26 protein-coding genes, 2 tRNA genes and 1 pseudogene are annotated in these 26,619 nt (G+C 63.4%); 17 read left to right on the forward strand and 12 right to left on the reverse strand.

What is annotated here, in order from left to right:
* Positions 1 to 323: pseudogene (locus tag ACM14_RS07085) on the reverse strand (hypothetical protein); the annotation flags it as partial.
* 85 nt (positions 324 to 408) lie between these two features.
* Between ACM14_RS07085 and ACM14_RS07090 the strand changes: the two are divergent.
* Complete coding sequence (locus tag ACM14_RS07090; RefSeq protein WP_065345734.1) at positions 409 to 1,311, forward strand: D-hexose-6-phosphate mutarotase; 903 nt, start codon at positions 409 to 411, stop codon at positions 1,309 to 1,311.
* A 70-nt stretch (positions 1,312 to 1,381) separates the two neighbouring features.
* On the opposite strand, the gene ACM14_RS07095 is transcribed toward ACM14_RS07090, so the two are convergent.
* On the reverse strand, positions 1,382 to 2,533 hold the full coding sequence (locus ACM14_RS07095; RefSeq protein WP_012207313.1) for a S1C family serine protease: 1,152 nt from the start codon (positions 2,531 to 2,533) through the stop codon (positions 1,382 to 1,384).
* A 298-nt stretch (positions 2,534 to 2,831) separates the two neighbouring features.
* Between ACM14_RS07095 and ACM14_RS07100 the strand changes: the two genes are divergently transcribed.
* The 3 genes from ACM14_RS07100 (at position 2,832) to pdxA (ending at position 6,150) form a co-directional block, all read left to right on the forward strand.
* Positions 2,832 to 4,157 carry an MFS transporter gene (locus tag ACM14_RS07100; protein WP_065345735.1) on the forward strand — a complete coding sequence of 442 codons (1,326 nt, stop codon included), beginning with the start codon at positions 2,832 to 2,834 and terminating at the stop codon, positions 4,155 to 4,157.
* A gap of 74 nt (positions 4,158 to 4,231) precedes the next feature.
* Positions 4,232 to 4,987, forward strand: a complete 756-nt coding sequence (locus ACM14_RS07105; protein WP_065345736.1) for a Nif3-like dinuclear metal center hexameric protein — start codon at positions 4,232 to 4,234, stop codon at positions 4,985 to 4,987.
* 101 nt (positions 4,988 to 5,088) lie between these two features.
* Positions 5,089 to 6,150 (forward strand): 4-hydroxythreonine-4-phosphate dehydrogenase PdxA, encoded by a 1,062-nt coding sequence (pdxA, locus tag ACM14_RS07110; RefSeq protein WP_065345737.1) that lies wholly within the window; start codon positions 5,089 to 5,091, stop codon positions 6,148 to 6,150.
* A 92-nt stretch (positions 6,151 to 6,242) separates the two neighbouring features.
* On the opposite strand, the gene mscL is transcribed toward pdxA, so the two are convergent.
* The gene (mscL, locus tag ACM14_RS07115) at positions 6,243 to 6,671 is read right to left on the reverse strand and encodes a large conductance mechanosensitive channel protein MscL (protein ID WP_012207302.1); all 429 of its coding nucleotides are present in this window, start codon (positions 6,669 to 6,671) and stop codon (positions 6,243 to 6,245) included.
* 149 nt (positions 6,672 to 6,820) lie between these two features.
* On the opposite strand from mscL, the gene petA reads away from it, so the two are divergent.
* The 6 genes from petA to ACM14_RS07145 all read left to right on the forward strand — a co-directional run bounded on the left by petA (position 6,821) and on the right by ACM14_RS07145 (position 11,141).
* The gene (gene petA, locus ACM14_RS07120) at positions 6,821 to 7,417 is read left to right on the forward strand and encodes a ubiquinol-cytochrome c reductase iron-sulfur subunit (protein ID WP_012207301.1); all 597 of its coding nucleotides are present in this window, start codon (positions 6,821 to 6,823) and stop codon (positions 7,415 to 7,417) included.
* A 14-nt stretch (positions 7,418 to 7,431) separates the two neighbouring features.
* Positions 7,432 to 8,847: a cytochrome bc complex cytochrome b subunit gene (locus ACM14_RS07125; RefSeq protein WP_013800811.1), complete on the forward strand. Its 1,416-nt coding sequence runs from the start codon at positions 7,432 to 7,434 to the stop codon at positions 8,845 to 8,847.
* Between the two features lie 17 nt (positions 8,848 to 8,864).
* Complete coding sequence (locus tag ACM14_RS07130) at positions 8,865 to 9,620, forward strand: cytochrome c1 (protein WP_065345738.1); 756 nt, start codon at positions 8,865 to 8,867, stop codon at positions 9,618 to 9,620.
* 103 nt (positions 9,621 to 9,723) lie between these two features.
* On the forward strand, positions 9,724 to 10,335 hold the full coding sequence (locus tag ACM14_RS07135) for a glutathione S-transferase N-terminal domain-containing protein (protein WP_012207298.1): 612 nt from the start codon (positions 9,724 to 9,726) through the stop codon (positions 10,333 to 10,335).
* Between the two features lie 101 nt (positions 10,336 to 10,436).
* Positions 10,437 to 10,967 carry a ClpXP protease specificity-enhancing factor gene (locus tag ACM14_RS07140; RefSeq protein WP_065345739.1) on the forward strand — a complete coding sequence of 177 codons (531 nt, stop codon included), beginning with the start codon at positions 10,437 to 10,439 and terminating at the stop codon, positions 10,965 to 10,967.
* 98 nt (positions 10,968 to 11,065) lie between these two features.
* A tRNA-Thr gene (locus tag ACM14_RS07145) sits at positions 11,066 to 11,141 on the forward strand.
* Between the two features lie 69 nt (positions 11,142 to 11,210).
* Here ACM14_RS07145 and ACM14_RS07150 read toward each other — a convergent pair.
* A complete protein-coding gene (locus ACM14_RS07150) occupies positions 11,211 to 11,516 on the reverse strand; it encodes a hypothetical protein (protein ID WP_034396930.1) in 306 nt (101 codons plus the stop codon).
* A gap of 311 nt (positions 11,517 to 11,827) precedes the next feature.
* Between ACM14_RS07150 and secA the strand changes: the two genes are divergently transcribed.
* The 4 genes from secA (at position 11,828) to ACM14_RS07170 (ending at position 17,649) form a co-directional block, all read left to right on the forward strand.
* Positions 11,828 to 14,575 (forward strand): preprotein translocase subunit SecA, encoded by a 2,748-nt coding sequence (gene secA / locus ACM14_RS07155; protein ID WP_013800813.1) that lies wholly within the window; start codon positions 11,828 to 11,830, stop codon positions 14,573 to 14,575.
* A 150-nt stretch (positions 14,576 to 14,725) separates the two neighbouring features.
* Complete coding sequence (gene argJ / locus ACM14_RS07160) at positions 14,726 to 15,958, forward strand: bifunctional glutamate N-acetyltransferase/amino-acid acetyltransferase ArgJ (protein WP_013800814.1); 1,233 nt, start codon at positions 14,726 to 14,728, stop codon at positions 15,956 to 15,958.
* 165 nt (positions 15,959 to 16,123) lie between these two features.
* On the forward strand, positions 16,124 to 17,080 hold the full coding sequence (locus ACM14_RS07165; RefSeq protein ID WP_065345740.1) for an ATP-binding protein: 957 nt from the start codon (positions 16,124 to 16,126) through the stop codon (positions 17,078 to 17,080).
* A gap of 50 nt (positions 17,081 to 17,130) precedes the next feature.
* The gene (locus ACM14_RS07170; protein ID WP_065345741.1) at positions 17,131 to 17,649 is read left to right on the forward strand and encodes a (deoxy)nucleoside triphosphate pyrophosphohydrolase; all 519 of its coding nucleotides are present in this window, start codon (positions 17,131 to 17,133) and stop codon (positions 17,647 to 17,649) included.
* Between the two features lie 10 nt (positions 17,650 to 17,659).
* On the opposite strand, the gene ACM14_RS07175 is transcribed toward ACM14_RS07170, so the two are convergent.
* The 8 genes from ACM14_RS07175 to ACM14_RS07210 form a co-directional block, all read right to left on the reverse strand.
* Positions 17,660 to 17,896: a DNA gyrase inhibitor YacG gene (locus tag ACM14_RS07175; protein WP_123691054.1), complete on the reverse strand. Its 237-nt coding sequence runs from the start codon at positions 17,894 to 17,896 to the stop codon at positions 17,660 to 17,662.
* Between the two features lie 17 nt (positions 17,897 to 17,913).
* Positions 17,914 to 18,669: a cell division protein ZapD gene (gene zapD / locus ACM14_RS07180; protein WP_012207290.1), complete on the reverse strand. Its 756-nt coding sequence runs from the start codon at positions 18,667 to 18,669 to the stop codon at positions 17,914 to 17,916.
* Between the two features lie 89 nt (positions 18,670 to 18,758).
* Positions 18,759 to 19,403: a dephospho-CoA kinase gene (gene coaE, locus ACM14_RS07185; protein ID WP_065345742.1), complete on the reverse strand. Its 645-nt coding sequence runs from the start codon at positions 19,401 to 19,403 to the stop codon at positions 18,759 to 18,761.
* Positions 19,404 to 19,417: 14 nt separating this feature from the next.
* A complete protein-coding gene (locus ACM14_RS07190; protein ID WP_065345743.1) occupies positions 19,418 to 20,302 on the reverse strand; it encodes an A24 family peptidase in 885 nt (294 codons plus the stop codon).
* Positions 20,302 to 21,519 (reverse strand): type II secretion system F family protein, encoded by a 1,218-nt coding sequence (locus ACM14_RS07195; protein WP_065345744.1) that lies wholly within the window; start codon positions 21,517 to 21,519, stop codon positions 20,302 to 20,304. Before ACM14_RS07195 ends, ACM14_RS07190 begins: the two co-directional genes overlap by 1 nt.
* A 38-nt stretch (positions 21,520 to 21,557) precedes the next feature.
* On the reverse strand, positions 21,558 to 23,300 hold the full coding sequence (gene pilB, locus ACM14_RS07200) for a type IV-A pilus assembly ATPase PilB (protein WP_065345745.1): 1,743 nt from the start codon (positions 23,298 to 23,300) through the stop codon (positions 21,558 to 21,560).
* Positions 23,301 to 23,430: 130 nt separating this feature from the next.
* Positions 23,431 to 23,507, reverse strand: a tRNA-Pro gene (locus ACM14_RS07205).
* Between the two features lie 33 nt (positions 23,508 to 23,540).
* Complete coding sequence (locus ACM14_RS07210) at positions 23,541 to 24,470, reverse strand: polyprenyl synthetase family protein (RefSeq protein WP_065345746.1); 930 nt, start codon at positions 24,468 to 24,470, stop codon at positions 23,541 to 23,543.
* A 230-nt stretch (positions 24,471 to 24,700) separates the two neighbouring features.
* Here ACM14_RS07210 and rplU point away from each other — a divergent pair, with 230 nt between their 5' ends.
* The 3 genes from rplU (at position 24,701) to cgtA (ending at position 26,550) form a co-directional block, all read left to right on the forward strand.
* Positions 24,701 to 25,012, forward strand: coding sequence for a 50S ribosomal protein L21 (gene rplU, locus ACM14_RS07215; RefSeq protein WP_012207284.1), 312 nt, complete (start codon positions 24,701 to 24,703; stop codon positions 25,010 to 25,012).
* A 15-nt stretch (positions 25,013 to 25,027) separates the two neighbouring features.
* Positions 25,028 to 25,285 (forward strand): 50S ribosomal protein L27, encoded by a 258-nt coding sequence (gene rpmA / locus ACM14_RS07220; protein ID WP_012207283.1) that lies wholly within the window; start codon positions 25,028 to 25,030, stop codon positions 25,283 to 25,285.
* A 149-nt stretch (positions 25,286 to 25,434) separates the two neighbouring features.
* Positions 25,435 to 26,550: an Obg family GTPase CgtA gene (gene cgtA, locus ACM14_RS07225; RefSeq protein WP_065345747.1), complete on the forward strand. Its 1,116-nt coding sequence runs from the start codon at positions 25,435 to 25,437 to the stop codon at positions 26,548 to 26,550.
* Positions 26,551 to 26,619 lie beyond the last annotated feature (69 nt).

A 26,619-nucleotide genomic window follows, 5' to 3' on the forward strand; every position in this document is an offset into this window, starting at 1 on the left:
GGCGTGGCGCCGGTCAGCGAAGCCGTTGCCACGCCGGAGCTGGTCAGCGCCGAGGTGCTGACGCCTGTGGCTGCGCTGAAGCCCACCACGGTTCCATCGGCGGCATTCACGCCATCGGCCAGAATACCTGCGCGCAGGGTCAGTGCCGAGCCTGCAGTCACCACGTCCCTGGCAGCCGGGGCCGTCCATTGCACGGTGACCGAGGTCACTCCGGGCTGGCCGGTGCCGCCGTCACCCCCATTACCGCCATTGCCACCGCCAGCGTTGCTGTCACCACCGCCGCCTCCGCCGCAGGAGGCCACCGAGGCGGCCAGGGCGAGCATGCCGAGTCGCAGGACAAGAGGAGAGGGAGCGGGGGAGCGTTGCATGACAGAGGAGGGCTGAGCGGGGGAAAGGCTATATTCAAGCATGAAAGTTACATCTTCCTTTCCCGCAGTAACAGCTTTACCTGCGGCCGCGCAAGCTCCCGGCGCCTGCGCTGATGCATGGCAGGGCCTGCCCGCCATCCGCCTGCGCCTGGCCTGCGGCGATACCGCCCTGGTGGCCTTGCAGGGCGCGCAGCTGCTGTCCTGGCAGGCAGGTGGCGAGGAGCAACTGTTCCTGAGCCCTCATGCCGCCCATGACGGCCACACACCCATACGCGGCGGTATTCCGGTCTGCTTTCCCCAATTCAACCAACGCGGCCCGCTGGTCAAGCACGGCTTTGCGCGCACCCTGCCGTGGCAGGCTGATGCAGCACAGGCCGAGGTTCTTGCCGGCGATGGCTTGTTCCTGCGGCTCAAGCTCGCCGACACGCCGCAGACGCGCGCTGTCTGGCCGCATTCCTTCGAGACCTGGCTGGAGGTGACGCTGTTGCCTGGCCGGCTTGACGTGGACCTGGTCGTGCACAACCGGGGAGACACGCCTTTGGCCTTCACTGCCGCCTTGCACAGCTACCTGCGCGTGGCGGACGTGGAGCAATGCCGGCTGCAAGGCCTTGACGGCCTGCCCTACTGGGATGCCGTGGCCGACACCCATCCCACGCAGCAAGGCGACGTGCGCTTTGGCAAAGAGCTCGATCGCGTCTACCCCCGGCCCGGGAAGACCATGGAACTGGCCGTTCCTGCCGGAGGCTTGCGCATCTCGCAGGATGCCGCCTGGAGCGAGACCGTGGTCTGGAACCCCGGCCCCGCGCTGTGTGCCCGCCTGGCCGACATGCCGCCACAAGGGTGGCGGCAGATGCTGTGCGTGGAGGCCGCCGCCATCGATGCGCCCGTGCATGTGGCGCCCGGCGCGCATTGGCGCGCGGCGCAGCGTTTGCACAAGCGGTAGTCCGGCACCCGCTCTTGAACGAAAAAAGCGCCTGTGAACAGGCGCTTTTTCCATGGGTTCGTAAGCCGGGTCAGCGGCGCTGCATGCGTTGTGCCGACTGCGCAGGGCGCAGGCCCGGGGTGATCTGCAGCTCCACGGGGCCTTCGCCACGGCGCACATCGAATTTCGCAGCCTCGCCGGGCTTGAGCGCGGCCACCGCGGTCAGCAGCTCGGACACATTGCGGATGGGCTTGTCGCCCACCTGCACGATCACATCGCCCGGGCGCATGCCGGCCTGGGCCGCGGGGCCTGCCTGCAGCACGCCGGTGATGATCACGCCGGAGTCGGCCTTCACGCCAAAGGTCTCTGCCAACTCTGGCGACAGTTCATTGGGTTCCACGCCGATCCAGCCGCGCACCACGCGGCCGTCCTTGACGATGCCGTCCAGCACCAGCTTGGCCGTGGATACGGGAATCGCAAAGCCAATGCCCATGCTGCCGCCCGAGCGCGAATAAATGGCGGTATTGATGCCAAGCAGATTGCCGCTGGCATCCACCAGTGCGCCGCCCGAATTGCCGGGGTTGATGGCGGCGTCGGTCTGGATGAAGTTCTCGAAGGTATTGATGCCCAGCTGACTGCGGCCCAGTGCACTGACGATGCCGCTGGTCACCGTCTGGCCCACACCGAAGGGGTTGCCGATGGCCAACACGCGGTCGCCCACGTCGATCTGGTCGGAATTGCCCAGAACGATGACGGGCAGCTTGTCCAGGGCGATCTTGAGCACGGCCAGGTCGGTCTCGGGATCGGTGCCGATCACCTGGGCCTTGGCCTGGCGGCTGTCGGTCAGCGTGACCTCGATGTCGTCCGCACCCTCGACCACGTGGTTGTTGGTCAGGATGTAGCCGTCGGTGCTGATGATCACGCCGCTGCCCAGGCCTGCCTGCTCCTGCGTGCCCTGGTCGCCGAAGAAAAACTGGAACCACGGATCGTTGCTGCGCGGATGGCGCACCGCCTTGCTGGTGTTGATGCTCACCACGGCCGGCGCTGCCTTCTTGGCGGCAGGAGCAAAGCTGCCGGGGCTGACTTCTCCGACGGGCGTGGCCGGCGCCTCCAGCAACGCGATGCCGGCATTGCTGCGCACGGCTCCACGGCGCAGCCAGTCCGGCTGCAGGGTGGCGACGACAAAGTAGGCAGCCACCAGGATGGTGACCGCCTGCGAAAACAGCAGCCAGGTGCGTTTCATGAAGTGTGGTGTTCTGTGCGGGAGTACAAGGCCTCATTGTGAGGCATGTCGTGTAAGGGCTAGCACCGGCAGACCGGCCCCCAAAGCCGCGCTCCCCACACAGCTACAGTACAAACCCTAGAATCCCCCGACGACTGCGCCACGCCGCGTTCGCTGTTGCGCCGGCCCACAAGCCGGCCCCAAGAGAGAGCCAAGTCCTCCGATCCCGAAGTCTTGCAGAACGATCTGCCACCGCACGCCCATCCGTTGCCGTGGCATCCACCGCGCCGTCCTGCTGTTCGACCCCTGGAAAAAAACCATGACTACGCTTGACCAAGCGCAGCCGGGCATGGCCCCTGCTGTTGCGACCGCACGTCCTCTCAACCGACAGGACTACAAGACCCTGGGCCTGTCGGCCCTGGGCGGCACCCTGGAGTTCTACGACTTCGTCGTTTTCGTTTTCTTCGCCAACGTCATCGGCAAGCTGTTCTTCCCGGCCGAGATGCCGGACTGGCTGCGCCAGTTGCAGACGCTGGGCATTTTTGCGGCGGGCTACCTGGCCCGGCCCATCGGCGGCATTCTGATTGCGCACTTTGGCGACATCCTGGGCCGCAAGAAGATGTTCACGCTGTCCATCTTCCTGATGGCCGTGCCCACGCTGGTGATCGGCCTGCTTCCCACCTATGCATCCATCGGCATTGCCGCGCCGATTTTGCTGCTGGCCATGCGCGTGCTGCAGGGGGCGGCCATTGGTGGCGAGATGCCGGGCGCCTGGGTCTTCGTGGCCGAGCATGCGCCGGCGCGCCACTATGGCTTTGCCATCGGCTCGCTGACTTCGGGCATCACGGGCGGCATTTTCCTGGGCTCCATCATCGGTGTCTGGCTCAACAGCACCTACAGCGCCGAGGAGATCCACGACTGGGCCTGGCGCATGCCCTTCATCCTGGGCGGCGTGTTCGGCCTGGTGTCGGTCTACCTGCGCAAGTTCCTGCATGAGACCCCCATCTTCCAGGAGCTGATGGCTCGCAAGCAGGCCGACCGCGAACTGCCCCTCAAGACCATCGTGCGCGACCACCGCCAGGCCTGCGTGCTGGTGGCGCTGATGACCTGGGTGCTGTCCACGGCCATCGTGGTGGTGGTGCTGTTCACGCCTGCCTATCTGCAGAAGGTCTTCCACATCGACGCGGCCCTGGCCATGAAGGCCAACGCCGTGGCCACGGTGACGCTGACGCTGGGCTGCGTGTTCTGGGGCTGGCTGTCCGACAAGATGGGCACGCGTGTGGCCATGGTCACGGGCTGGCTGGGCATGACGGTGACGGCCTATGCGTTCTATCTGAACCTGCCGGGCACGGCGTCCTCGCTGGTGTGGAGCTATGCGCTGGTGGGCTTTTTCGTGGGCAGCATTGCGCTGCTGCCGGTGGTGGGCGTGCGCGCCTTCCCGGCCGAGGTGCGTTTCACGGGCCTGTCCTTTGCCTACAACATGGCCTATGCGGTGTTCGGCGGCATGACGCCCATGCTGGTGTCCGTGTGGCAGCAGGTGGATGTGATGGCGCCTGCGCACTATGTGGCGGCCATGGGCATCCTGGGCGCGGCCATCGGCTTCTGGCCCCTGGCCTGCCGTGGTTGGCAACCCAAGCGCGGCTGAGCTTGGCAGTGGAATGAAGGGCAGCATGGCTGCCCTTTTTCTTGGGCGCCGCATGGATCGCTGACAATCCTTTCATGAGCACCACGCGACAAGAACTCCTGGCCCACTTCGACGGTTTGCTGCAGCCCGAGCGCTTCAAGGACTATGGTCCCAACGGCCTGCAGGTGGAGGGGCGCGGCGAGATCCGCCGCATCGTCAGCGGGGTGACGGCCAGCCGCGCGCTGATCGAGGCGGCCATCGAGGCGCAGGCCGATGCCATCTTCGTGCACCACGGCCTGTTCTGGCGCGGCATGGATGGCCGCATCACGGGCTGGCTCAAGGAGCGCATCCGCCTGCTGCTGGCCCACGACATCAACCTCTTTGCCTACCATCTTCCGCTGGATGCCCATCCGCAGTGGGGCAACAACGCGCAGTTGGGCGTGCAGCTGGGGCTTGAGGGCCAGGCAACGTTTGGCGAGCAGAACCTGGGCTGGATGGCCGCGGCGGAGTTTGCCGACGCGGCGGCGCTGGGCAGGCATGTGGAGCAGGCGCTGGGGCGCACGCCTGTCTGCGTGGGGGGAGAGCGCCCCATTCACCCCATTCGCCGCATTGCATGGTGCACGGGCGGCGCGCAAGGTTTCTTCGAGGCCGCGATTGCCGCTGGGGCGGATGCCTTCATCACGGGCGAGATTTCCGAGCCGCAGGCGCACCTGGCCCGGGAAACGGGCGTGGCCTTTCTGGCGGCAGGCCACCATGCCACGGAGCGCTATGGTGCGCCGGCCCTGGCGGGGCAGGTGGCATTGGAGCTGGGGCTGGAGCACCGTTTCATCGAGATCGACAATCCGGCCTGATGCTGGCCTGTTAGTGGCCCACTATTGGCCCGCCCAGGGGGCGAGGCCTTTTGCTGCAAGCGCGGTGCGAATGACCGGCTTGCCTGATCCGGATACCGAAAATGCCTGATTCCACACACCCCCAAGCCGCGATTGCCATCACCCAGGGCGACTCTGCAGGCGTAGGGCCCGAGACCATCGCCAAGGCATTCATGGAAGTGCCCGAGGTCATGCGCGGCTGCTTCGTCGTCGGCGAGTTGCAGACGCTGCGCCGGGCAGCCGCCGTGGCGGCGCGTGCGCGCGATGGCGACAACGCCATTCCCCTGCCCGTGGCCGTCATCGAGTCGGCTGAGCAACTGTGGCAGGTGCCGCGCCACTGCATCCCTTTGCTGGAGCTGCCCGGGCTGCCCGGTCCCGCGCCCTGGGGCCAGGTGAGTGCCAGCGCCGGTGACGCGGCTGCGCGCTGCGTGGTCTGGGCCGCGCGGGCTGCCTTGCGCGGCGAGATCGCGGCGCTGGTCACGGCGCCTCTGCACAAGGAGGCGCTGCATGCTGCGGGCGTGGACTTTCCTGGTCATACCGAGCTGCTGCAGTTCGAGGCTGCGCAGCATGCGGGTGTGGGTCTGGACCGCATGCCGGTGCGCATGATGCTGGCCAACGATGAGCTGCGCACGGTGCTGGTCAGCATCCATACCTCGCTGCGCAAGGCGATCGATGCGGTAACGAAGGACAACCTGCTGCAGACCTTGCGCATCACGCATGAGGCCCTGTCTCGCAGCCTGGGCCGCCCGCCGCGGATCGGTGTGGCAGGGCTGAACCCGCATGCGGGCGAGGGCGGCCTGTTCGGCAGCGAGGAGGTCGAGATCATCGCCCCAGCCATCGCCCAGGCGCGCGCCGAGGGCCTGGACGCCCATGGACCTTTTGCGCCCGATACGGTGTTCATGCGCGCCCGCAATGCGCCCGGCCACCCCGGCGAGTTCGACGTGGTGCTGGCCATGTACCACGACCAGGGACTGATTCCCGTGAAGTACCTGGGCGTGGAAAAGGGCGTGAATGTCACATTGGGACTGCCGCTGGTGCGCACCAGCCCGGACCACGGCACGGCTTTTGATATTGCGGGGCAGGGCGTTGCAGAGGCGAGTAGCCTGATTGAGTCCGTGCGAATGGCGCGCAAATTGGCGGCTTGAATGGCTAGCCCAAGCATCGGGAATCTGCAGTAATGGAAAACGCCCGTGGCAACCGTGCCACGGGCGTTTTGATTTGCATCAAAACACGGATTTCAGCGCTTGAGGCTGTCGCGAATCTCGCGCAGCAGCACGATGTCTTCAGGTGTGACGGGGGCCGGCGCGGGGGCGGCCGGGGCCTCGCGGCGCAGGCGGTTGATCTGCTTGACCATCATGAAAATGATGAAGGCCAGGATGATGAAATTCACCGCCACCGTGATGAAGTTCCCATAGGCAAATACGGGGACGCCGGCCTTCTTGAGGGCATCGAGCGTCATCGCTGTTCCGGGGGGCACGCTGCCCAGCACGACGAACAGATTGGAGAAGTCCAGCTTGCCGAAAACCAGGCCAACGACCGGCATGATCAGGTCGTTTACCACGGAATCGACGATTTTGCCAAACGCTCCGCCGATGATGACGCCCACGGCGAGATCTACCACGTTTCCCTTAACTGCGAACTCACGAAATTCCTGCATCATGCCCATGGCTGGCTCCATCTGGAAAGAGTTTGAGATAGCGCAGTATTGCGCGGCTTTGGAGCCTGTCAATGTCGGAGTCGGTATGGAATAACCATACTCGCCCCGCTACAATTTATTGTTGACCCCAACTCAAGCGACGTAGTTCGAGGAACCCCATGAGTGACACTCCAATCGACTCCAGCAAGCGGACGTGGATCATCACGTCGGCGTGTGCTGGCGCGGTGGGCGGCGTGGCGACAGCCGTCCCGTTCGTGAGCACCTTCCAGCCATCCGAGAAGGCCAAGGCCGCCGGGGCTGCAGTGGAGGTCGATATCTCCGCACTCAAGGACGGCGAGAAGCTCACGGTCGAGTGGCGCGGCAAGCCAGTCTGGATCATCAAGCGCACGCCGGAACAGATCAAGGAACTGCCCGAGCTGGACAGCCAGCTGGCCGATCCCCAGTCCAAGCGCCACCCTGAAGAGTTCACGCCGCCCTACGCGATGAATGAAGCCCGCTCGATCAAGCCCGAAGTGCTGGTCGTCGTCGGCATCTGCACGCACCTGGGCTGCTCGCCTTCCGACAAGTTCCAGCCCGGCGCGCAGCCTTCGCTGCCCAATGACTGGAAGGGCGGCTTCCTGTGCCCCTGCCATGGCTCGACCTTTGACATGGCTGGCCGTGTCTTCAAGAACAAGCCGGCCCCCGACAACCTGCAGGTGCCACCGCACATGTATCTGTCGGAGACCAAGCTCCTCATCGGTGAAGACAAGGCTTGAGGGAGACAAGAACAATGGCCCACGAATTCAAGGACATCGATCCGAACGCGCCTGCGGGCGCCAAGCTCACGAACTGGTTCGAGAACCGTTTTCCAACGGCTTTCGACGCCTACCGTGTGCACATGTCGGAGTACTACGCTCCGAAGAACTTCAACTTCTGGTACATCTTCGGCTCGCTGGCGCTGCTGGTGCTGGTGATCCAGATCGTCACCGGCATCTTCCTGGTGATGCACTACAAGCCGGACGCCGAGAAGGCGTTCGCCTCGGTCGAGTACATCATGCGCGATGTGCCCTGGGGCTGGCTGATCCGCTACATGCACTCCACGGGCGCGTCCGCCTTCTTCGTCGTCGTCTATCTGCACATGTTCCGCGGCCTTCTGTACGGTTCGTACCGCAAACCGCGTGAACTGGTCTGGATCTTCGGCTGCGCCATCTTCCTGGTGCTGATGGCCGAGGCCTTCATGGGCTACCTGCTGCCCTGGGGCCAGATGTCGTACTGGGGCGCCCAGGTGATCGTGAACCTGTTCTCGGCGATCCCCTTCATCGGCCCTGACCTGGCGCTGCTGATCCGTGGTGACTATGTGGTGGGCGATGCCACGCTCAACCGCTTCTTCAGCTTCCACGTGATCGCCGTGCCCCTGGTGCTGCTGGGCCTGGTCGTGGCCCACTTGCTGGCGCTGCACGACGTGGGCTCCAACAATCCGGACGGCATCGAGATCAAGGGCCCCAACGCGCCCAAGGACGCCAAGGGCCATCCGCTGGACGGCATCCCCTTCCATCCCTACTACACGGTGCACGACATCTTCGGCGTGACGGTGTTCCTGTTCCTGTTCTCGGCCGTGGTGTTCTTCGCGCCCGAGTTCGGCGGCTACTTCCTGGAGTACAACAACTTCATTCCGGCCGATCCGCTGAAGACGCCTTCGCACATTGCGCCGGTCTGGTACTTCACGCCGTTCTACTCGATGCTGCGTGCCATCACCAGCGAGATGATGTATGTGCTGATCGCCTGCGTGTTGCTGGGTGCGGGCTTTGGCGTGCTCAAGTCGCGCCTGCCGGCCGCCGTCAAGGGCGTGGTCGCCATCGTGGCCCTGGGCGTCATCGCCATGATGCTGTCCATCGACGCCAAGTTCTGGGGCGTGCTGGTGATGGGTGGCGCCGTGATCATCCTGTTCGCGCTGCCCTGGCTCGATTGCAGCCCGGTCAAGTCCATCCGCTACCGTCCGAGCTGGCACAAGTACCTCTACGGCATCTTCGTGATCAACTTCGTGATCCTGGCCTATCTCGGTGTGCAGCCGCCTTCGCCCATCGGCGAGCGCGTGTCCCAGGTCGGAACGCTGTTCTACTTCGGCTTCTTCCTGCTGATGCCCTGGTGGAGCCGCCTGGGCAAGACCAAACCCGTTCCCGATCGTGTGACGTTCAAGCCGCACTGAAGCTGGAGAGAACAACAATGAAGAAACTGATTCTCACGTTGATCGCGGCCCTGGGCATCATGACCGGTGCACAGGCTTCCGAAGGCGGCATCGCCTGGGACAAGGCCCCGGGCAAGACCAATGACACGGTATCGCTGCAAAACGGCGCCAAGCTGTTCGTCAACTACTGCCTGAGCTGCCACTCGGCCGCATTCATGCGCTTCAACCGGCTGCAGGACATCGGGCTGACCGAGCAGGAAATCAAGGACAACCTGCTGTTCACCACCGACAAGGTGGGCGAGACCATGAAGGCGGCCATCAACCCGAAGGAAGCCAAGGAGTGGTTCGGAGCCAATCCGCCGGATCTGACGGTGATCGCGCGCTCGCGCGCAGGCCACAACGGCACGGGCGCCGACTACCTTTACACCTTCCTGCGCACCTTCTACCGCGATGACACCAAGGCCACGGGCTGGAACAACCTGGCCTTCCCCAGCGTGGGCATGCCCCATGCACTGTGGCAACTGCAGGGCGAGCGCCGTGCCATCTTCGAAGAAGCCGAAGAGCACGGCGTGAAGACCCAGGTTTTCAAGGGGTGGGAGCAGGTCTCTCCCGGCTCCATGAGCCCAGTGCAGTACGATCAGGCAGTTGGCGATCTGGTGAACTACCTGCAATGGATGGGTGAGCCGGCACAGAACAGCCGCATCCGCATTGGCGTGGGCGTGCTGCTTTTCCTGGCGGTCTTCATCTTCATTGCATGGCGCCTCAACGCCGCGTTCTGGAAAGACGTCAAATAAAACCGTGACTGCAGAAGGTCGTGCAAGCGATTGCGCGGCTGAACTGTGTGCAGAGTGGGCGCCGCGAGCGACCCACTCTTTTTGATTTTTAGGAGCCTCCACCATGATGGTGCTTTATTCGGGAACGACCTGCCCCTTTTCACACCGTTGCCGTTTCGTCCTGTTCGAAAAAGGCATGGACTTCGAGATCCGCGATGTGGACCTGTTCAGCAAGCCTGAAGACATCAGCGTGATGAACCCGTACGGCCAGGTGCCCATCCTGGTCGAGCGCGACCTGATCCTGTACGAATCGAACATCATCAACGAGTACATCGACGAGCGCTTCCCGCATCCCCAACTGATGCCCGGCGACCCGGTGGACCGCGCCCGCGTGCGCCTGTTCCTGCTGAACTTCGAGAAGGAACTGTTCGTGCACGTGAGCACGCTCGAGGAGCGCAACGTCAAGGGCAACGAAAAGGCCATCGAAAAGGCGCGCGCCCACATCCGCGACCGCCTGACGCAACTGGCTCCCGTGTTCCTCAAGAACAAGTACATGCTGGGCGAGAACTTCTCCATGCTGGACGTGGCCATTGCCCCGCTGCTGTGGCGCCTGGACTACTACGGCATCGAGGTGTCCAAGAACGCCGCCCCGCTGCTCAAGTACGCCGAGCGCATCTTCTCGCGCCCTGCCTACATCGAAGCGCTGACGCCTTCCGAGAAGGTGATGCGCAAGTAATTCGCATCGGTTGACGACTGATTGCGCGGGCAGGGAAGGCGGTCAACCGGTCGCCATCCTGCCCGTTTTCGTATTACGACCACTCTTTTCCTGGGATCGTCATGACTGCCCCCGAAGCAACTTCCACCCGCCCCTACCTGATCCGGGCCCTGTACGAGTGGTGCACCGACAACGGCTTCACACCCCACATCGCAGTGCGCGTGGACCGCAACGTGCAGGTGCCGCGCGAGTTCGTGCGCGACGGCGAGATCGTGCTCAACGTCAGCTACGACGCCACCAGCGGCCTGCAGATGGGCAATGACTTCATCAGCTTCACGGCCCGCTTTGGCGGCAAGCCACGCGAAATCATGGTGCCTGTCGAGCAGGTGATGGCCATCTACGCACGGGAGACCGGCCAAGGCATGGCTTTCCCGGCGCCGGAGTCGGATGCCGACGCCGACAACGAAGTTTCGGTCGAGCAGGAATCCGATGAGCCTGTGTCGCAGGACGCAGCTGCTGAAGTGCCGGCCGAGCCAGCTGCCGACGAACGTGTGGTGCAGTTGGTGAGTATCCAGAACGAGGGTGATGATGAAGAGCCCCCGCGCACGCCGCCGCCCTCGGGCACGCGGCCCTCGCTGAAGCTGGTGAAGTAGGTTTTTCGTATCCCGGGCCTGCGATCACGCGCGCAAGCGTGTTCGCAGACGCCGGGAACGGCTGAAGCAGTCTTTTTCTGCGCTAGAATTCGTGCTTCGCCGGTTTAGCTCAGTTGGTAGAGCACCCGCCTTGTAAGCGGTAGGTCGTCAGTTCGAATCCGACAACCGGCACCAAAAGGTCTCCTTCGGAGGCCTTTTTTCATTGCTTTCTTCATTTCCGGCCGCGTTTGTTTCAGCTGCCGATCAGGCCTGCACTTTGAGCCGGATCTCGGTCACATCCCACCCCTTGGTGCGCAGGTGGGCGGCCATGGCGGGCAGCAACTGGCGGATCTTGGCGGCGGCCGCATTGTTTCGCACCAGCAGGCACCAGGTGCTGCCCTCGATGGGGCCCGCCTGAAGGCTGGCGCGCAGCAGCGGCGGCACCAGGGGCAGGATGGCCGTCAGGCGGTTGCTGGAGTCCCGGGTGAGCTGTGCGAGCCGCGCCAGCGTGGGCGAGTTCTCGACGGCGTGCAGGGCGGTGACGGCGTGGTGGCGGCGTGTGAAGGTCATGGGCTTGAAGGGCTGGACTGGCAGCGTTGGCATGCGCCGGCCCGGAGGGTCGTTATAGCAGCATCTGCGGTGTGGCGCGGGTCCGGGGATTCGGGTTCGGGGCTGTGCGGCTGCATGCGTCGGCCTGCCTGAGAGAGGGTTGGACAGAGGCAGTTAGAATCAATTGTTCGGTTCTCGCTTCGGCCCGGTCGCATGTGTTCTTCAGAAGAGCACTTGCAGGCAGGTGGAGCGGCCCCATCTGAAATCCAACAATCTAGGGATTCCAGGCACACCGCAGTCCGCTTCAGCGGGCGGCGGTGTGTCTTTTTCGCATGGCCACCAACTTCCTCACCAAACTATTCGGCAGCCGAAACGATCGGCTTCTCAAGCAATACCGCAAGACGGTTGTTCGCATCAATGCGATGGAGCCCGACTACGAGAAGCTCAGCGACGAGGCTCTGCGTGCAAAGACGCAGGAGTTCAAGGAACGTGTGGCCAAGGGCGAGTCGCTGGACGACCTGCTGCCCGAAGCCTTCGCCGTGGTGCGCGAGGGCTCCAAGCGCGTCATGAAGATGCGCCACTTCGACGTTCAGCTGCTGGGCGGCATGGCGCTGCACTACGGCAAGATCGCCGAAATGCGCACCGGCGAAGGCAAGACGCTGACCGCCACGCTGCCGGTCTACCTGAACGCACTGTCGGGCAATGGCGTGCACGTGGTGACCGTGAACGACTATCTGGCCAATCGCGATGCGACCTGGATGGCCAAGCTGTACAACTTCCTCGGACTGTCGGTGGGCATCAACCTGCCCAACATGCCGCGCGAGGAAAAGCAGGCCGCCTACAACAGCGACATCACCTACGGCACGAACAACGAATACGGCTTCGACTACCTGCGCGACAACATGGTCTACGAGTCGGGCGATCGCGTTCAGCGCGTGCTCAACTACGCCATCGTCGACGAGGTGGACTCCATCCTGATCGATGAGGCCCGCACGCCGCTGATCATCAGCGGCCAGGCCGAAGACCACACGGCCATGTACGTGGCCATGAACAAGATCGTTCCCAACCTGGTGCGCCAGGAAGGCGAGGCCGACCCGCGCACCGGCGAAGGCGTGACCAAGCCCGGCGACTTCACCGTGGACGAGAAGAGCCACCAGGTGTTCCTGACCGACCAGGGCTACGAGGCTGCAGAGCGCCTGCTGGGCCACGCCGGCATGATTGCCGAGGGCGCCTCGCTGTACGACCCGGCCAACATCACCCTGGTCCACCATCTCTACGCGGCGCTGCGTGCCAACAACCTCTACCACCGTGACCAGCACTATGTGGTGCAGAACGGCGAGATCGTCATCGTTGACGAGTTCACGGGCCGCCTGATGGCAGGCCGGCGCTGGAGCGACGGCCTGCACCAGGCGGTCGAGGCCAAGGAAGGCGTGACCATCCAGGCCGAGAACCAGACCATGGCCTCGATCACCTTCCAGAACTACTTCCGTCTCTACGGCAAGCTGGCTGGCATGACAGGCACGGCCGATACCGAGGCCTACGAATTCCAGGAAATCTATGGTCTCGAGACCATGGTGATTCCACCCAACCGTCCCAGCAAGCGCGACGACCAGCTTGACCGTGTCTACAAGACCACGCGTGAGAAGTACGAGGCGGCGATCCGCGATATCCGTGAATGCCATGAGCGCGGCCAGCCCGTGCTGGTGGGCACGACTTCGATTGAGAACTCCGAAATCATCGACGAGCTGCTCAACAAGGAAAACCTGCCCCACCAGGTGCTCAACGCCAAGCAGCACGAGCGCGAGGCCGACATCGTGGCCCAGGCCGGTCGTCCCGGCATGATCACCATCGCCACCAACATGGCCGGCCGCGGCACCGACATCGTGCTGGGCGGCAACATCGAAAAGCAGGTGGCTGCTGTCGAGGCCGATGAGTCCCTGTCCGAAGCCGAACGCCAGCAGCGCATCGAACAAATGCGCGCCGACTGGAAGATCGAGCACGACAAGGTCTCGGCCCTGGGTGGCCTGCGCATCATCGCCACCGAGCGCCATGAATCGCGCCGTATCGACAACCAGCTGCGTGGCCGTTCGGGCCGCCAGGGCGATCCCGGCTCCTCGCGCTTTTACCTGAGCCTGGACGATGCGCTGATGCGCATCTTCGCGGGCGACCGTGTGCGCGCCATCATGGACCGCCTGAAGATGCCCGATGGCGAAGCCATCGAAGCCGGCATCGTGACCCGCTCCATCGAAGGTGCGCAGCGCAAGGTCGAGGCCCGCAACTTCGACATCCGCAAGCAGCTGCTCGAATACGACGACGTGTCCAACGACCAGCGCAAGGTGATCTACCAGCAGCGCAACGAGATCCTCGACGCCTCGGACCTGTACGAGATGATCACGGTGATGCGCGACGACGTGGTGTCCGATCTGGTGCGTCAGTACGTTCCTGCCGAGTCCATGGAAGAGCAGTGGGACTTGGCCGGTCTGGAAAAGGCGCTGGAAAGCGAATGGCGTATCCAGCTGCCGCTGCAGTCGCAGGTGCAGTCCGCGCACGCCATCACCGACGAGGAAATCCTCGAAAAGGTGCTGCAGGCCGCCCGCGAAGTGTTCGATGCCAAGGTCGAGCTGATCGGCCGCGAGAACTTTACGCAATTCCAGCGCGCCGTTCTGCTGCAAAGCTTCGACACCAACTGGCGTGACCACCTGTCTGCACTCGACTATCTGCGCCAGGGCATCCACCTGCGCGGCTATGCGCAAAAGCAGCCCAAGCAGGAATACAAGCGCGAGGCCTTCGAGCTGTTCCGCCAGCTCATCGACCAGGTCAAGACCGAAGTCACGCGCGTGTTGATGACCGTGCAGGTGCAGTCGCGCGAACAGGTGGAGCAGGCCACCGAGGCCCTGGAGCAGCGCAGCGCCCACAGCCTGGAGCACATGACCTATGGCGCTCCGTCGGATGGCGACATCGGTGGCTCCGTCGAAGACGAGCCGCTGGAGCTGCCCGAAGGCGCTCGCGTGGGCCGCAATGATCCCTGCCCCTGCGGCAGCGGCAAGAAGTACAAGCAGTGCCACGGCAAGCTGTCGTGATGCGGCGGGCGTCGTAAGACACCGCAAGACACGGAAAACGGCACGGATGCACTCCGTGCCGTTTTCTTTTTTAAGGTCGATGAAATACGTGCCGCTCCGGTTTGTTCCGATAATGGAGCGCGTTTTTCTTTCACTGTAGGAAGCCCCTCAATGCCTGTGAATCTCTCCGCTCCCGTGCACGCCGACCTGTTGGCGATCGACGGCGTTCGCATCGGCGTCACCGAAGCCGGTGTGCGCAAGGCCAACCGCAAGGACCTGTCCGTGTTCCTGCTCGACGAGGGCGCTTCGGTGGCTGGCGTGTTCACACAGAACCGTTTCTGCGCAGCGCCTGTGCAGGTCAGCCGCGAGCATCTGGTTCAGACAGCGGGCGCCATCCGTGCCATGGTCATCAACACAGGCAATGCCAATGCAGGCACTGGCGCCGACGGCCTGGCACGTGCGCGCCGTACCTGCGCAGATCTGGCAGCGCTGCTGCAGCTCAAGCCCGAGCAGATCCTGCCGTTCTCCACTGGCGTGATCATGGAAGAGCTGCCTGTGGACCGCATTGCAGCCGGCCTGCCGGCCGCCATTGCCGCAGCCAAGGCCGACAACTGGGGCACGGCTGCCGAGGGCATCATGACCACCGACACCCTGCCCAAGGCCTTCAGCCGGGCCGTGGACATTGGCGGCAAGCGTGTGAGCATCACCGGCATCAGCAAGGGCGCGGGCATGATCCGCCCCAACATGGCGACCATGCTCGGCTTTCTGGCCACCGATGCGGCCATCGCTCCCGAGCTGCTGCAGCCCCTGGTCAAGGAGTTGGCCGACGGCTCGTTCAACCGCGTGACCATCGACGGCGACACATCGACCAACGATTCCTTTGTGCTGGTGGCCACGCACAAGGCCGGCAATGCGCAGATCACTTCGCTGACCAGCGCCGAAGGCCAGGCCCTGAAGGCTGCATTGCTGGATGTGTCGCGTTTGCTGGCCCAGGCCATCGTGCGCGATGGCGAAGGTGCCACCAAGTTCATCACCATCAAGGTGGAGGGTGGCAAGACCGAGGCCGAATGCCGCCTGGTGGCCTACTCCATCGCGCATTCGCCCCTGGTCAAGACGGCGTTCTTTGCCAGCGACCCGAATCTGGGCCGCATCCTCGCGGCGGTGGGCTATGCTAGCATCGACGATCTGGACCAGACCAAGATCGACCTGTACCTGAACGATGTGCATGTCGCAGTCAATGGCGGCCGCAATCCTGCCTATCAGGAGGAAGACGGCCAGCGCGTGATGAAGCAGCAGGAGATCATCGTGCGCGTGCTACTGGGCCGAGGGGAGGCCGAGCAGACCGTGTGGACCTGCGATCTGAGCCACGACTACGTGAGCATCAACGCCGACTACCGCTCCTGACTCTCCACCCACCGTGCCGCCGGCAGCCGCAGGCTTTGTGCCTGGCTGCTGCCAGCTTTCAATGGCGGCCGGCGCGCAAAAGCTCTGGCGTTGGCATGAGATCCATCTCGATACCCGGGCATATCCAGCGTCGGTGGCCGTGAGATCCGTATTCGAGAGACATCCATGACTTTGCCCACACAAGCTGTTGCTGCCCCTTTGCTGCAATTGGTGCAGCGCGCCGAGCAGCTGATGCAGCGCATCGAGGCCATCCTGCCCCAGCCGCTGCAATCCCCCGCAGACTGGAATACCGCGATCGCCTGGCGCTATCGCAAGCGCGCCAACGGCTGCGGTTTGCTGGAGCCCGTGCGCCACGTCGGCGCCATGCAACTGTCCGACCTGCAGAACATCGATGTGCAAAAGGACAAGATCGCGCGCAACACCGAGCAGTTCGTGACCGGCCGCACGGCCAACAACGTGCTGCTCACCGGCGCGCGCGGCACGGGCAAATCCTCGCTGATCCGTGCCTGCCTGCATGCCTTTGCTTCGCAGGGGCTGCGCCTGATCGAGGTGGACAAGGCCGATCTGACCGACCTGCCCGACATCGTCGATGTGGTGGCCGGCCGGCCCGAGAAGTTCATCATCTATTGCGACGATCTGAGCTTTGAGGAAGGCGAGCCTGGCTACAAGGCCCTGAAGTCCATTCTGGATGGATCGGTCAGTGCCGCCAGCCCGAACGTGCTGGTCTATGCGACCAGCAATCGCCGCCATCTGCTGCCGGAGTACCAGTCCGAGAATCTGACCTACCAGCGCGGCGAGGATGGGGAGCTTCATCCCGGCGAGGTGATTGAGGAAAAGATCTCCCTGTCCGAGCGCTTCGGCCTGTGGGTGAGCTTCTATCCCTTCAGCCAGGACGAGTACCTGCGCGTGGTGGCGCAATGGCTGGAGGCCCTGGGGCTGGACCAGGCCACGATCGAGGCCGCGCGTCCTGAGGCCTTGGTCTGGGCGCTGGAACGAGGCTCGCGCAGCGGCCGCGTGGCCCATCAGTTCGCCCGTGACTATGCGGGCCGCGCCGAGCGCCCGAACCAGCGCCAGACCGGCATCGCCGATGTCCAAGGGCTGGCCGAAGAGGCCGAGCTCTGACAAGCCTGCTGCCCGGCCTTGGGGTCGGGCGGTTTTTTGCGAAAGATCAAGTGACTGAAAAAGAAATCTCCCTGAACACCGGCGCCGATGCTGCCCAGTCTCAACCGCCGTCTCAAGCGCCGGCCCAGCGCAAGCACACCGAAGTCGCCGTTGGCGTGCTCCTGCGCGAGTCCGATGGCGCGCTGCTGATCACCAGCCGGCCGCCGGGCAAGCCCTATGCCGGCTATTGGGAGTTCCCTGGTGGGAAGATCGAATCCGGCGAGACCGTGGAGCAGGCATTGCGTCGCGAGCTTCAGGAAGAGCTGGGCGTCGAGATCGCAGCAGCCCCCGTCTGGAAGGTGACCGAGCATGACTATCCGCATGCCCTGGTGCGCCTGCACTGGTGCAAGATCACGCGTTGGAGCGGGGAGTTCGAGATGCGAGAAGGCCAGCAGATGGCCTGGCAGCAACTTCCGCTGCAGGTGCAGCCGGTGCTGCCTGGCGCCTATCCGGTGCTGCAATGGCTCAGCGAGGAACGCGGGCTGCCTTTTGATGCCGGCTTCTACGAGGCAGGCCAACCGAAAGTCTGATCAGGCCTGATCAGGGTTCAGTACGAGGATCGCCGAAGGGCGAATCCTCGGGAGGCATGGGCGCAGGCACGCGGAATTCCTCGTTGGCCCAGGCGCCCAGGTCGATCTGGTAGCAGCGCTCGCTGCAAAAGGGCCGAAAGCGGTTGGCCGGCGCGAACAGGCTGGGGCCGCTGCAGGTCGGGCAGCGCACCGTGGGCCCAGCGGATGCGGATGATGCATCGACAGAGGGCGTGGCTTTCGTGGACATGCCGGCAGTCTTTTTCATCAGCTGCAAAGCGTGACCTCGAACGAGGCATCTTCGCTGCAAGGCTGGGGTTTGGCGCCGCTCTCGGGGCGAAGCAGGCGCACTGAAACCAGCAGGCGGTTGCCGCTGATTTCCGGAACAAGATTCAATGCCGGGTCTATGCGAAGGCGCAGCAGCTGAAAGCTGCGACCGGGCGGCATGGCCTGCTGGAACACGCCCTTTTCTGCGGCCACCCATTGCGGCACGCCGGTTTCGCGCAGCATCTTGAGCAGCAGCTGCAGCGACTGACCCAGCGGGGTCAGTGTGCTGGCCCAGTCCTCCAGATCACGCAGGCGCACCTGGGGGTCATGGAACTGCCAGGCGTGATAGGCCGGCAAATCGAAACCGCAGGTGCCGCCAGGGATGCCGATGCGGCTGCGCACGGCCATCAGCCATTCGTTGTCGGTCAGGGACTGGCCGGCCTTTCCGTTCTGGGCATTGAGCTGGGCAAAGCACTGCTCCACATGGCGGGACACCTGGTCGAGCATGTGCTCGGCGATATCGGGGTTGCCGCGCAGGCTGTCGAGCAGGCTCTTGTGGCGTTCGAGGTCTTTGAGCACGTCCGTCTTCAGGTCGGTGCGTGCTGCCACGTCCATGATCTCGAAGATGGTGACCAGCGCGAAATGGTGATCGATGGAATGAGCGCGCGACAGCAACTCGCCCAGGCGGCGATACAGCTGCTCCAGCCTGAGGTAGGTCCTCAGGCGCTCATTGAAAGGATATTCGTACAGGATCACGCTTGCTGGGCTCCTCGGGGTGCTCAGGAATCAGCTGTCTACGTCGTGCACATGCTGAATTACACGCACAGGCCAAGCCATGGCGTGCATCATAGCCCGAACCATGCCGAGATTCGATCGGTGCATGCGTGCAAAGCCTCTATCGTCATGGCTTCGTCGTTGTAGATCACCCAGTCGGCTGCCGCCAGCCGTGCCGCGCGGGTGGCCTGGGCGGCGATGATGGCTTGCACGGCATCGCGGGGCAATCCGTTGCGGGCCATGACGCGTGCGATCTGTGTTTCCGTCCGGCAGTCCACGACCAGCACGGCATCGAGCAGGGCAGGCCAGCGGCCGGACTCCACAAGCAGCGGGATGTCATGCACGATGAGCGCGCATCCGGCATCGGTGGCCTGCTGGACTTCAAGGGCCGTTTGCCGAGCCACCAGGGGGTGGATGATGGCTTCCAGCTGCTGGCGTGCGGCAGGCTGCTGGAAGACCAGTTCGCGCATGCGCGCACGGTCCAGAGCACCGTTCGCATCGATCAGTTCAGGTCCGAAGATGCGCGCAATCTCGGGCAATGCGGCGCCTGCCGGGGCGGTGAGGCTGCGCGAGATCTGGTCTGCATCGATGATGCTTGCTCCGCGCAAGGCAAGCTGTGCGGCCACGGTGCTCTTGCCGCTGCCGATGCCGCCGGTCAGGCCCAGCCGGAAAGGGCGCGGGTGCGGACGTGGTGGCGGAGCGTTGCTGGATTCCATGCCGCAGTGTCGGATCAAAGACCGATGGCCGCCAACAGGGATTGCAGCATCTGCTGGGGTCCGAACACCATGGCGGCAAAGCCGGCTCCCGCAAGAAAGGGGCCGAAGGGAACATAGCCACCTTCGCGCAGGCGGCTGTTGATCTTCAGCGCAATGCCCACGATGGCGCCAATCACGGACGAGATCAGGATGATGGGCACAAGAGCCTGCCAGCCGAACCAGGCCCCCAGCGCGGCAAACAGCTTGAAGTCGCCGTAGCCCATGCCTTCCTTGCCGGTGACCAGCTTGAAGGCCCAGTAGACCAGCCACAGCGAAAGATAGCCCGCTGCGGCACCCCAGACCGCGTCGGCCAGAGGCACGGCGGTCCAGTGCAGTGCCGATGAAAGCAGCCCGGCCCACAGCAAGGGCAGGGTGATGTCATCGGGGAGCAGTGTGGTATCCCAGTCGATCAATGCCAGGCTCAGCAAGGCGGCGCTGAACAGGCACCAGATGGCGCCCGTGGGCGTGATGCCCCATTGCATCGTGCAGTAGGCGAATAGCGCAGCGCAGGCCAGTTCCACCAGCGGGTAGCGGATGCTGATCGATGCCTTGCATTCGGAGCACCGGCCCCGCAGCGCCAGATAGCTGAGCACGGGAATGTTCTCGTACCAGTGGATGGCATGGCCGCAATGCGGGCAGCGCGAACGGGGGCGGCTCAGGCTCAGGGGAGGCTCGGCAGGGGCAGGCGCAGCAGAGGGGGGGGCGGCGCCGGATTGCTCCTGTGCCCATTGGGCGCATTCCGCGTTCCATTGCTGTTCCATCATGCGTGGCAGCCTGTGCACCACCACGTTGAGAAAGCTGCCCACCAGCAGGCCAAGCAGGCCGCCCAACGCGGCCTGCATCCAGGGATCCAAGGGCATCAAACCACCTGGCCCAGCTTGAAGATGGGCAGGTACATGGAAACCACGATGCCGCCGATGAGGGTGCCCAGGAAAACGATGATGATGGGTTCCATCAGGCTGGACAGGCCTGCCACCATGTCATCGACTTCCTCTTCGTAGAAATCGGCCGCCTTGCCAAGCATGTGGTCGATGGAGCCGGATTCCTCGCCGATGGCGCACATCTGCAGCACCATGGAGGGAAAGACGTTGGCATTGGTCATGGCCACCGTGAGGCTGGTGCCGGTGGAGACTTCCTGCTGGATCTTCTCGGTGGCATTGGCGTAGACGGCATTCCCGGAGGCGCCGCCGACGGAATCCAGTGCCTCGACCAGCGGAACGCCTGCCGCAAACATGGTCGACAGCGTGCGCGTCCAGCGTGCAACGCAGGATTTCTCGATCAGCACGCCAAAGACCGGCACCTTCAGCAGCGTGCGGTCCATGAATTGCTGCATGCGCTCGTTGCGCTTCCAGGCCTGCATGAAGAAGTAGAAGCCGCCTCCGATCACGCCGAAGATCACCCACCACCATTGGACAAAGATGTCGCTGATACCCATCACGAACAGCGTCGGTGCCGGCAGATCCGCGCCGAAGGAGGTGAACACTTCCTTGAAGGCGGGAATCACGAAGATCATGATGATGGTCACGACGATGAAGGCCACGACGACCACCGAGATTGGATACATCAAGGCGGACTTGATCTTGGACTTGATGGCCTCGGTTTTTTCCATATAGGTGGCCAGCCGATCGAGCAGGGCCTCCAGGATACCGGCCGCTTCCCCGGCCTCCACCAGATTGCAGTAGAGGCTGTCGAAGTACATGGGGTGCTTGCGATAGGCTGCATTCAGCGAGGTGCCCGTCTCCACGTCGGAGCGGATATCGGCCAGCAGGCGCGTGACACTGGGGTTGGTGTTGCCGCGCCCGACGATGTCGAAGGCCTGCAGCAGCGGGACGCCGGCCTTCATCATCGTGGCCATCTGGCGCGTGAACAGCGCGATGTCCTTGGGTTTGATCCTCTTGCCGCCGCGCGTACGGCGCTTCTTGATCTTGCTGGGAAGCACGCCCTGGCGGCGCAGCATGGCCTGGACCTGGTTGATGCCTCCGGCCCGGGTTTCGCCTCGAATGATCTTGCCGTTGCGATCCTTGCCTTCCCACTCGAAGACAAAGTCCTTGATTCCCTTGGACGCGGCTGTGGCCATCGTGCTCCCTCTTTTGTTGTCTGCGCTGTCCGCGCTATTTACTCATTGGTGACTGCCAGCACTTCTTCGAGCGAGGTCAGTCCTAGTCTGGCCTTGTGCAGTCCGGATCCGCGCAGAGACCGCACGCCTTCACGCTTGGCCTGTGCCGCGATCTCCAGTGCGCTGCCGTCCTGCAGGATGATGCGCTGGATTTCTTCGCTGATCGGCATCACCTGGTAGATGCCGACGCGTCCCTTGTAGCCGTTGTTGCATGCCTGGCAGCCCACGGGCTTGTAGGTGACCCAGCTGCCATCGATGTCCGCCTCGTCATAGCCCGCCTCCAGCAGCGCCTCCCGCGGGATATCCGCAGGCTCCTTGCACTGGGGGCACAGGCGCCTGGCCAGCCGCTGGGCGGTGATCAGGATCACGCTCGATGCGATGTTGAAGGGGGCAATGCCCATGTTGCGCATGCGCGTCAACGTGGTCGGTGCGTCGTTGGTGTGCAGCGTGGACAGCACCAAGTGACCGGTCTGCGCGGCCTTGATCGAGATGTCGGCGGTTTCCAGGTCGCGGATTTCACCGACCATGATGATGTCGGGATCCTGGCGCAGAAAGGCCTTGAGCGCGGTCGCAAAGGTGAGGCCTGCCTTTTCGTTCACGTTAACCTGGTTGACGCCGGGCAAGTTGATTTCCGAGGGGTCTTCTGCCGTCGCGATGTTCACCCCGGCCTTGTTCAGCATGTTCAGACAGGTGTACAGCGACACCGTCTTGCCCGAGCCCGTGGGGCCTGTCACCAGAATCATTCCGTAGGGGCGCCCGATGGCTTCGATCAGGCGAGCCTTTTCCTCGGGTTCGTAGCCCAGGGCATCAATGCCCATCTTGGCCGAGCTCGGGTCAAGGATACGGATCACGATCTTCTCGCCGAAGAGCGTGGGCAGGGTGCTCACGCGAAAGTCGATGACGCGGTCCGGACCCACCTTGAGCTTCATGCGCCCGTCTTGCGGAACCCGCTTTTCCGAGATGTCCATGCGCGAGATCACCTTGATGCGCGAGGCCAGCTTCTCCTTGATTGCAATGGGGGGGGATGCAATCTCACGCAACTCGCCGTCAATCCGGAAGCGCACGCGGTACTGATGTTCGTAGGGCTCGAAATGCAGGTCCGACGCGCGCATGTTGAAGGCGTCGAGCAGCATTTTGTGCAGGAACTTGACGATGGGCGCGTCCTCGACGTCCGTTGCCGCCGTGTTGTCCTTCTCCTCGGCAACCTCGTCGGGCTTGAGGTCGCCGAACTCGAAATCGCCGCCCCCGCTGTAGCTCTCCATGGTTTCGCTGGCGCTTTTGCTCTGCTGAGCTATCAGGCGTTCCAGCTTGTCGGCCTCGACGATGATCCAATCCACGCCTAGCTGGGTGGTGAACTTGATCTGCTCTGCAGCTTCCTGTTGTGTCGGGTCGGCCGTGGCCACCGTGATGCGGTTGCCGCGCTTGCTCAAGGGGAGGACGCGATAGGAGCTGATGATCTTGGCGTCCAGCAACTCATGCGGCAGGCGCGCGGCGTTGACGGCATCAAGATCGAGCAGCGGCGCGCTGAACATGGTGGAGACCGTCTCGGCCACTTCCAGGGCCGAGAGGATGCCCGCGTTGCTCAACTCGGCAATGAACGAGGTGCGGTTGGCGCCGGCCTTGCTGGCGGCGGCTTCCGCTGCCTGCTGCGATACCTTGCCTGCTGATATCAGGGCTCGCCCGATGCCGGGAAGCGATGCAACAGCGGAAGCATTCTTGAGCGAGGAGTCAGCAACAGCCATGTAGCAAGACGTTTGAGAGGAAAGGACATTTATCCTATCATCCCTGAAGGCTTGAAAGGCCAGACGCACTGTTGCGCACCCAGGTCTTGAACCTGGCTCAATGGTGGCATGGTAATGAAGTGACCAGAAATGGTCGGGGTGAGAGGATTCGAACCTCCGGCCTCTACGTCCCGAACGTAGCGCTCTACCAGGCTAAGCTACACCCCGTTGCTTTTGTAGACAAAGCAATGCAGCCTGAAATCAGGTGCGTCGCTCCAAAAGCTGAGAGGCTAATTGTAGCAAACTTGCCCTATGCAAATTGCTCGGGAGCACATTTATTGCGTCGATGGCGCGGCGTGCCTCGGCGTGTGCAGCCTCGCGTGCCACGTCCAGCGCGCCTGTGCTGCGCACGATATCCACCACGGCAGACAACTGCTCGGTTGAGCCCTGCTCGATGGCGTTGCGCACGATGGCAGCCTGCTCCGGAGTGCCGCGCTGCATGGCGGCAATCAGCGGCAGGGTGCACTTGCCTTCGCGCAGGTCGTCGCCCAGGTTCTTGCCCATTTCCTGGGTGTCGCCTGTGTAGTCGAGCACGTCGTCAATGATCTGGAAGGCGGTGCCCAGGGCCTGGCCATAGATGGCGCAGGCCTGTTCGATCTCACGGGGGGCGTCAGCCAGCACGGCGCCCAGCTGCGCGCTGGCCTCGAACAACTGGGCGGTCTTGGAGCGGATGACGTGTAGGTAGCCAGCTTCGTCCAGCGAGGCGTCGTGCGTGTTGATGAGCTGCTGCACCTCGCCCTCGGCGATCACGTTGGTGGCGTCCGAGAGGATCTTGAGCACACGCATGCTGCCCACTTCCACCATCATCTGGAAGGAGCGCGAGTGCAAGAAGTCCCCGACCAGCACGCTAGCCGGATTGCCGAAGGTCTCGTTGGCCGTCGGGCGGCCACGGCGCAGGGTGGACTCGTCCACCACGTCGTCGTGCAGCAGGGTGGCGGTATGAATCAGCTCGACCACCGCCGCCAGGACATGCCTGTCCCTGCCTTCGTAGCCCAGCGCATTGCAGACCATGAGCAGCAAGGCCGGGCGAAGGCGCTTGCCGCCGGCAGCGATGATGTACTGGGAGATCTGGGCAATCAGCGGGACGGTGGTCGTCAGGCGCTGGGCGATCACATGATCCACCTCGCGCATGTCGTCAGTGATCAGGGCAAGCGGATTGGGGGTGGAGAGAGCTGTGGTCAAGGTACTGTGGCCGCCAAGTGGATCGGCAATTATAGGAAGAGCGATCCCGCCTGCGGCCCGCCCTGGCGGTTGTTTGGGCGCGGGGTGGGAGCGCTTCATGCAAAGAATGTGAGTGCGTGCTAGAATCCTCGGCTTCCGTGGAAATTCGTTCGCGGAACTCTCAAATTCAAGAGGTTTAAATGTACGCAGTCATAAAAACCGGCGGCAAGCAGTATCGCGTTGCAGCCGGCGAAAAGATCAAGGTAGAACAGATTGCTGCGGACGTAGGCCAAGAAGTTGTGATCGATCAGGTTCTGGCAGTCGGCAACGGCGCTGAAATCAAGGTCGGCACACCTCTGGTGTCCGGTGCGTCTGTCAAGGCAACCGTGGTTGCTCACGGCAAGCACGACAAAGTGCACATCTTCAAGATGCGCCGTCGTAAGCATTATCAGAAGCGCCAAGGCCATCGCCAGCAGTTCACAGAGCTGCAGATCGTGGCGATCGCTGCTTAATTCAGGAGCTGAGTCATGGCACAGAAAAAAGGCGGCGGCTCTACGCGAAACGGGCGCGATTCCAAGCCCAAAATGCTCGGCGTGAAGGCTTTCGGTGGTGAACTGATCACGGCCGGCTCGATCATCGTGCGCCAACGTGGCACAAAGTTCCATCCCGGCGACAACGTCGGCGTGGGCAAGGACCACACTCTGTACGCTCTGGTGGACGGCCACGTGTCGTTTGCTGTCAAGGGTGCACTGTCCAAGCACACGGTCAATGTGACGGCTGCCTAAGCCCTGTCACTTCGACGCTCGAAGCCCCGACCTGTCGGGGCTTTGTCGTTTCAGGAGGGTTGTGCATCGTGCCTTCGCCCTCTTTTCCGTCTCTGAGGTGTGGCCTGGGGCTGTCTGGTGCACACTGCTTTTTGTAAACTGGATGCCTCATGAAGTTCGTCGACGAAGCTTATATCGACATTTCCGCCGGTGACGGCGGCAATGGCTGCGTGTCATTCCGGCACGAAAAATACAAGGAATTTGGCGGTCCCGATGGTGGAGACGGTGGCCGTGGCGGCCATGTCTACGCGGTGGCCGATGTCAACCTCAACACCCTGGTGGACTACCGCTTCTCGCGCCGGCACGATGCCACGCGCGGTGAGCACGGCAAGGGCTCGGACATGTTTGGTGCGGCGGGCAGCGACATCACGCTGCGCATGCCGGTTGGCACCATCATCAGCGATGCCGAAACCGGCGAGGTGCTCTACGAGCTGCTGACGGCCGGTGAGGTGGTCACCATTGCCAAGGGTGGCGACGGCGGATACGGCAACCTGCGCTTCAAGAGCGCGATCAACCGCGCGCCTCGGCAAAAGACACCGGGCTGGCCTGGCGAGCGCAAGAATCTCAAGCTGGAGCTCAAGGTGCTGGCCGACGTGGGTCTGCTGGGCATGCCCAATGCGGGCAAGTCCACCTTCATTGCCGCGGTCTCCAATGCACGCCCCAAGATTGCCGACTACCCATTCACCACGCTGCATCCCAATTTGGGCGTGGTGCGTGTCGCTGCCGAGCAGAGCTTTGTGGTGGCCGACATCCCTGGCCTGATCGAAGGCGCCTCGGAAGGTGCGGGCCTGGGTCACCAGTTCCTGCGCCATCTGCAGCGCACCCGATTGCTGCTGCATGTGGTGGACCTGGCGCCGTTCGATGACAGCGTGGATCCTGTGGCCCAGGCCAAGGCCATCGTGGGCGAACTGCAGAAGTACGACGCCGAGCTGTACAACAAGCCGCGCTGGCTGGTGCTCAACAAGCTGGACATGGTGCCGGCCGAGGAGCGCGCCGCACGCGTCAAGGACTTCGTCAAGCGCTTCAAGTGGAAGGGGCCGGTCTTCGAGATTTCCGCCCTGACGCGCGAAGGCTGTGAAGTGCTGATCCGCACCATCTACAAACATGTGCATGAGCAGCAGCAGATCGAGGCCGGTCCCAAGGAAATCGATCCGCGCTTCGTCGAAGTCGAGGGTGATGGCGTGGATCTCACCGATCCGCGTTTTGCTCCCCGCGATTCCGAGTAAGAGCCGCCTGCCGCTCCCATCGCCTTGATCACAACAGCGGCGCGGCCTGCCTGGGCCTGCGCTGCAAGA

It is taken from the genome of Delftia sp. JD2, assembly GCF_001682645.1.
Taxonomy (GTDB): Bacteria; Pseudomonadota; Gammaproteobacteria; order Burkholderiales; family Burkholderiaceae_C; genus Comamonas; species Comamonas acidovorans.

Bases quoted from the DNA above. Each gene is read 5' to 3' on its own strand.
- ACM14_RS07090 (WP_065345734.1), top strand. From the start codon at position 409: ATGAAAGTTACATCTTCCTTTCCCGCAGTAACAGCTTTACCTGCGGCC.
- ACM14_RS07095 (WP_012207313.1), bottom strand. From the start codon at position 2,533: ATGAAACGCACCTGGCTGCTGTTTTCGCAGGCGGTCACCATCCTGGTG.
- ACM14_RS07100 (WP_065345735.1), top strand. From the start codon at position 2,832: ATGACTACGCTTGACCAAGCGCAGCCGGGCATGGCCCCTGCTGTTGCG.
- ACM14_RS07105 (WP_065345736.1), top strand. From the start codon at position 4,232: ATGAGCACCACGCGACAAGAACTCCTGGCCCACTTCGACGGTTTGCTG.
- pdxA (WP_065345737.1), top strand. From the start codon at position 5,089: ATGCCTGATTCCACACACCCCCAAGCCGCGATTGCCATCACCCAGGGC.
- mscL (WP_012207302.1), bottom strand. From the start codon at position 6,671: ATGGGCATGATGCAGGAATTTCGTGAGTTCGCAGTTAAGGGAAACGTG.
- petA (WP_012207301.1), top strand. From the start codon at position 6,821: ATGAGTGACACTCCAATCGACTCCAGCAAGCGGACGTGGATCATCACG.
- ACM14_RS07125 (WP_013800811.1), top strand. From the start codon at position 7,432: ATGGCCCACGAATTCAAGGACATCGATCCGAACGCGCCTGCGGGCGCC.
- ACM14_RS07130 (WP_065345738.1), top strand. From the start codon at position 8,865: ATGAAGAAACTGATTCTCACGTTGATCGCGGCCCTGGGCATCATGACC.
- ACM14_RS07135 (WP_012207298.1), top strand. From the start codon at position 9,724: ATGATGGTGCTTTATTCGGGAACGACCTGCCCCTTTTCACACCGTTGC.
- ACM14_RS07140 (WP_065345739.1), top strand. From the start codon at position 10,437: ATGACTGCCCCCGAAGCAACTTCCACCCGCCCCTACCTGATCCGGGCC.
- ACM14_RS07150 (WP_034396930.1), bottom strand. From the start codon at position 11,516: ATGACCTTCACACGCCGCCACCACGCCGTCACCGCCCTGCACGCCGTC.
- secA (WP_013800813.1), top strand. From the start codon at position 11,828: ATGGCCACCAACTTCCTCACCAAACTATTCGGCAGCCGAAACGATCGG.
- argJ (WP_013800814.1), top strand. From the start codon at position 14,726: ATGCCTGTGAATCTCTCCGCTCCCGTGCACGCCGACCTGTTGGCGATC.
- ACM14_RS07165 (WP_065345740.1), top strand. From the start codon at position 16,124: ATGACTTTGCCCACACAAGCTGTTGCTGCCCCTTTGCTGCAATTGGTG.
- ACM14_RS07175 (WP_123691054.1), bottom strand. From the start codon at position 17,896: ATGTCCACGAAAGCCACGCCCTCTGTCGATGCATCATCCGCATCCGCT.
- coaE (WP_065345742.1), bottom strand. From the start codon at position 19,403: ATGGAATCCAGCAACGCTCCGCCACCACGTCCGCACCCGCGCCCTTTC.
- ACM14_RS07190 (WP_065345743.1), bottom strand. From the start codon at position 20,302: ATGCCCTTGGATCCCTGGATGCAGGCCGCGTTGGGCGGCCTGCTTGGC.
- ACM14_RS07195 (WP_065345744.1), bottom strand. From the start codon at position 21,519: ATGGCCACAGCCGCGTCCAAGGGAATCAAGGACTTTGTCTTCGAGTGG.
- pilB (WP_065345745.1), bottom strand. From the start codon at position 23,300: ATGGCTGTTGCTGACTCCTCGCTCAAGAATGCTTCCGCTGTTGCATCG.
- ACM14_RS07210 (WP_065345746.1), bottom strand. From the start codon at position 24,470: ATGCGCGAGGTGGATCATGTGATCGCCCAGCGCCTGACGACCACCGTC.
- rplU (WP_012207284.1), top strand. From the start codon at position 24,701: ATGTACGCAGTCATAAAAACCGGCGGCAAGCAGTATCGCGTTGCAGCC.
- rpmA (WP_012207283.1), top strand. From the start codon at position 25,028: ATGGCACAGAAAAAAGGCGGCGGCTCTACGCGAAACGGGCGCGATTCC.
- cgtA (WP_065345747.1), top strand. From the start codon at position 25,435: ATGAAGTTCGTCGACGAAGCTTATATCGACATTTCCGCCGGTGACGGC.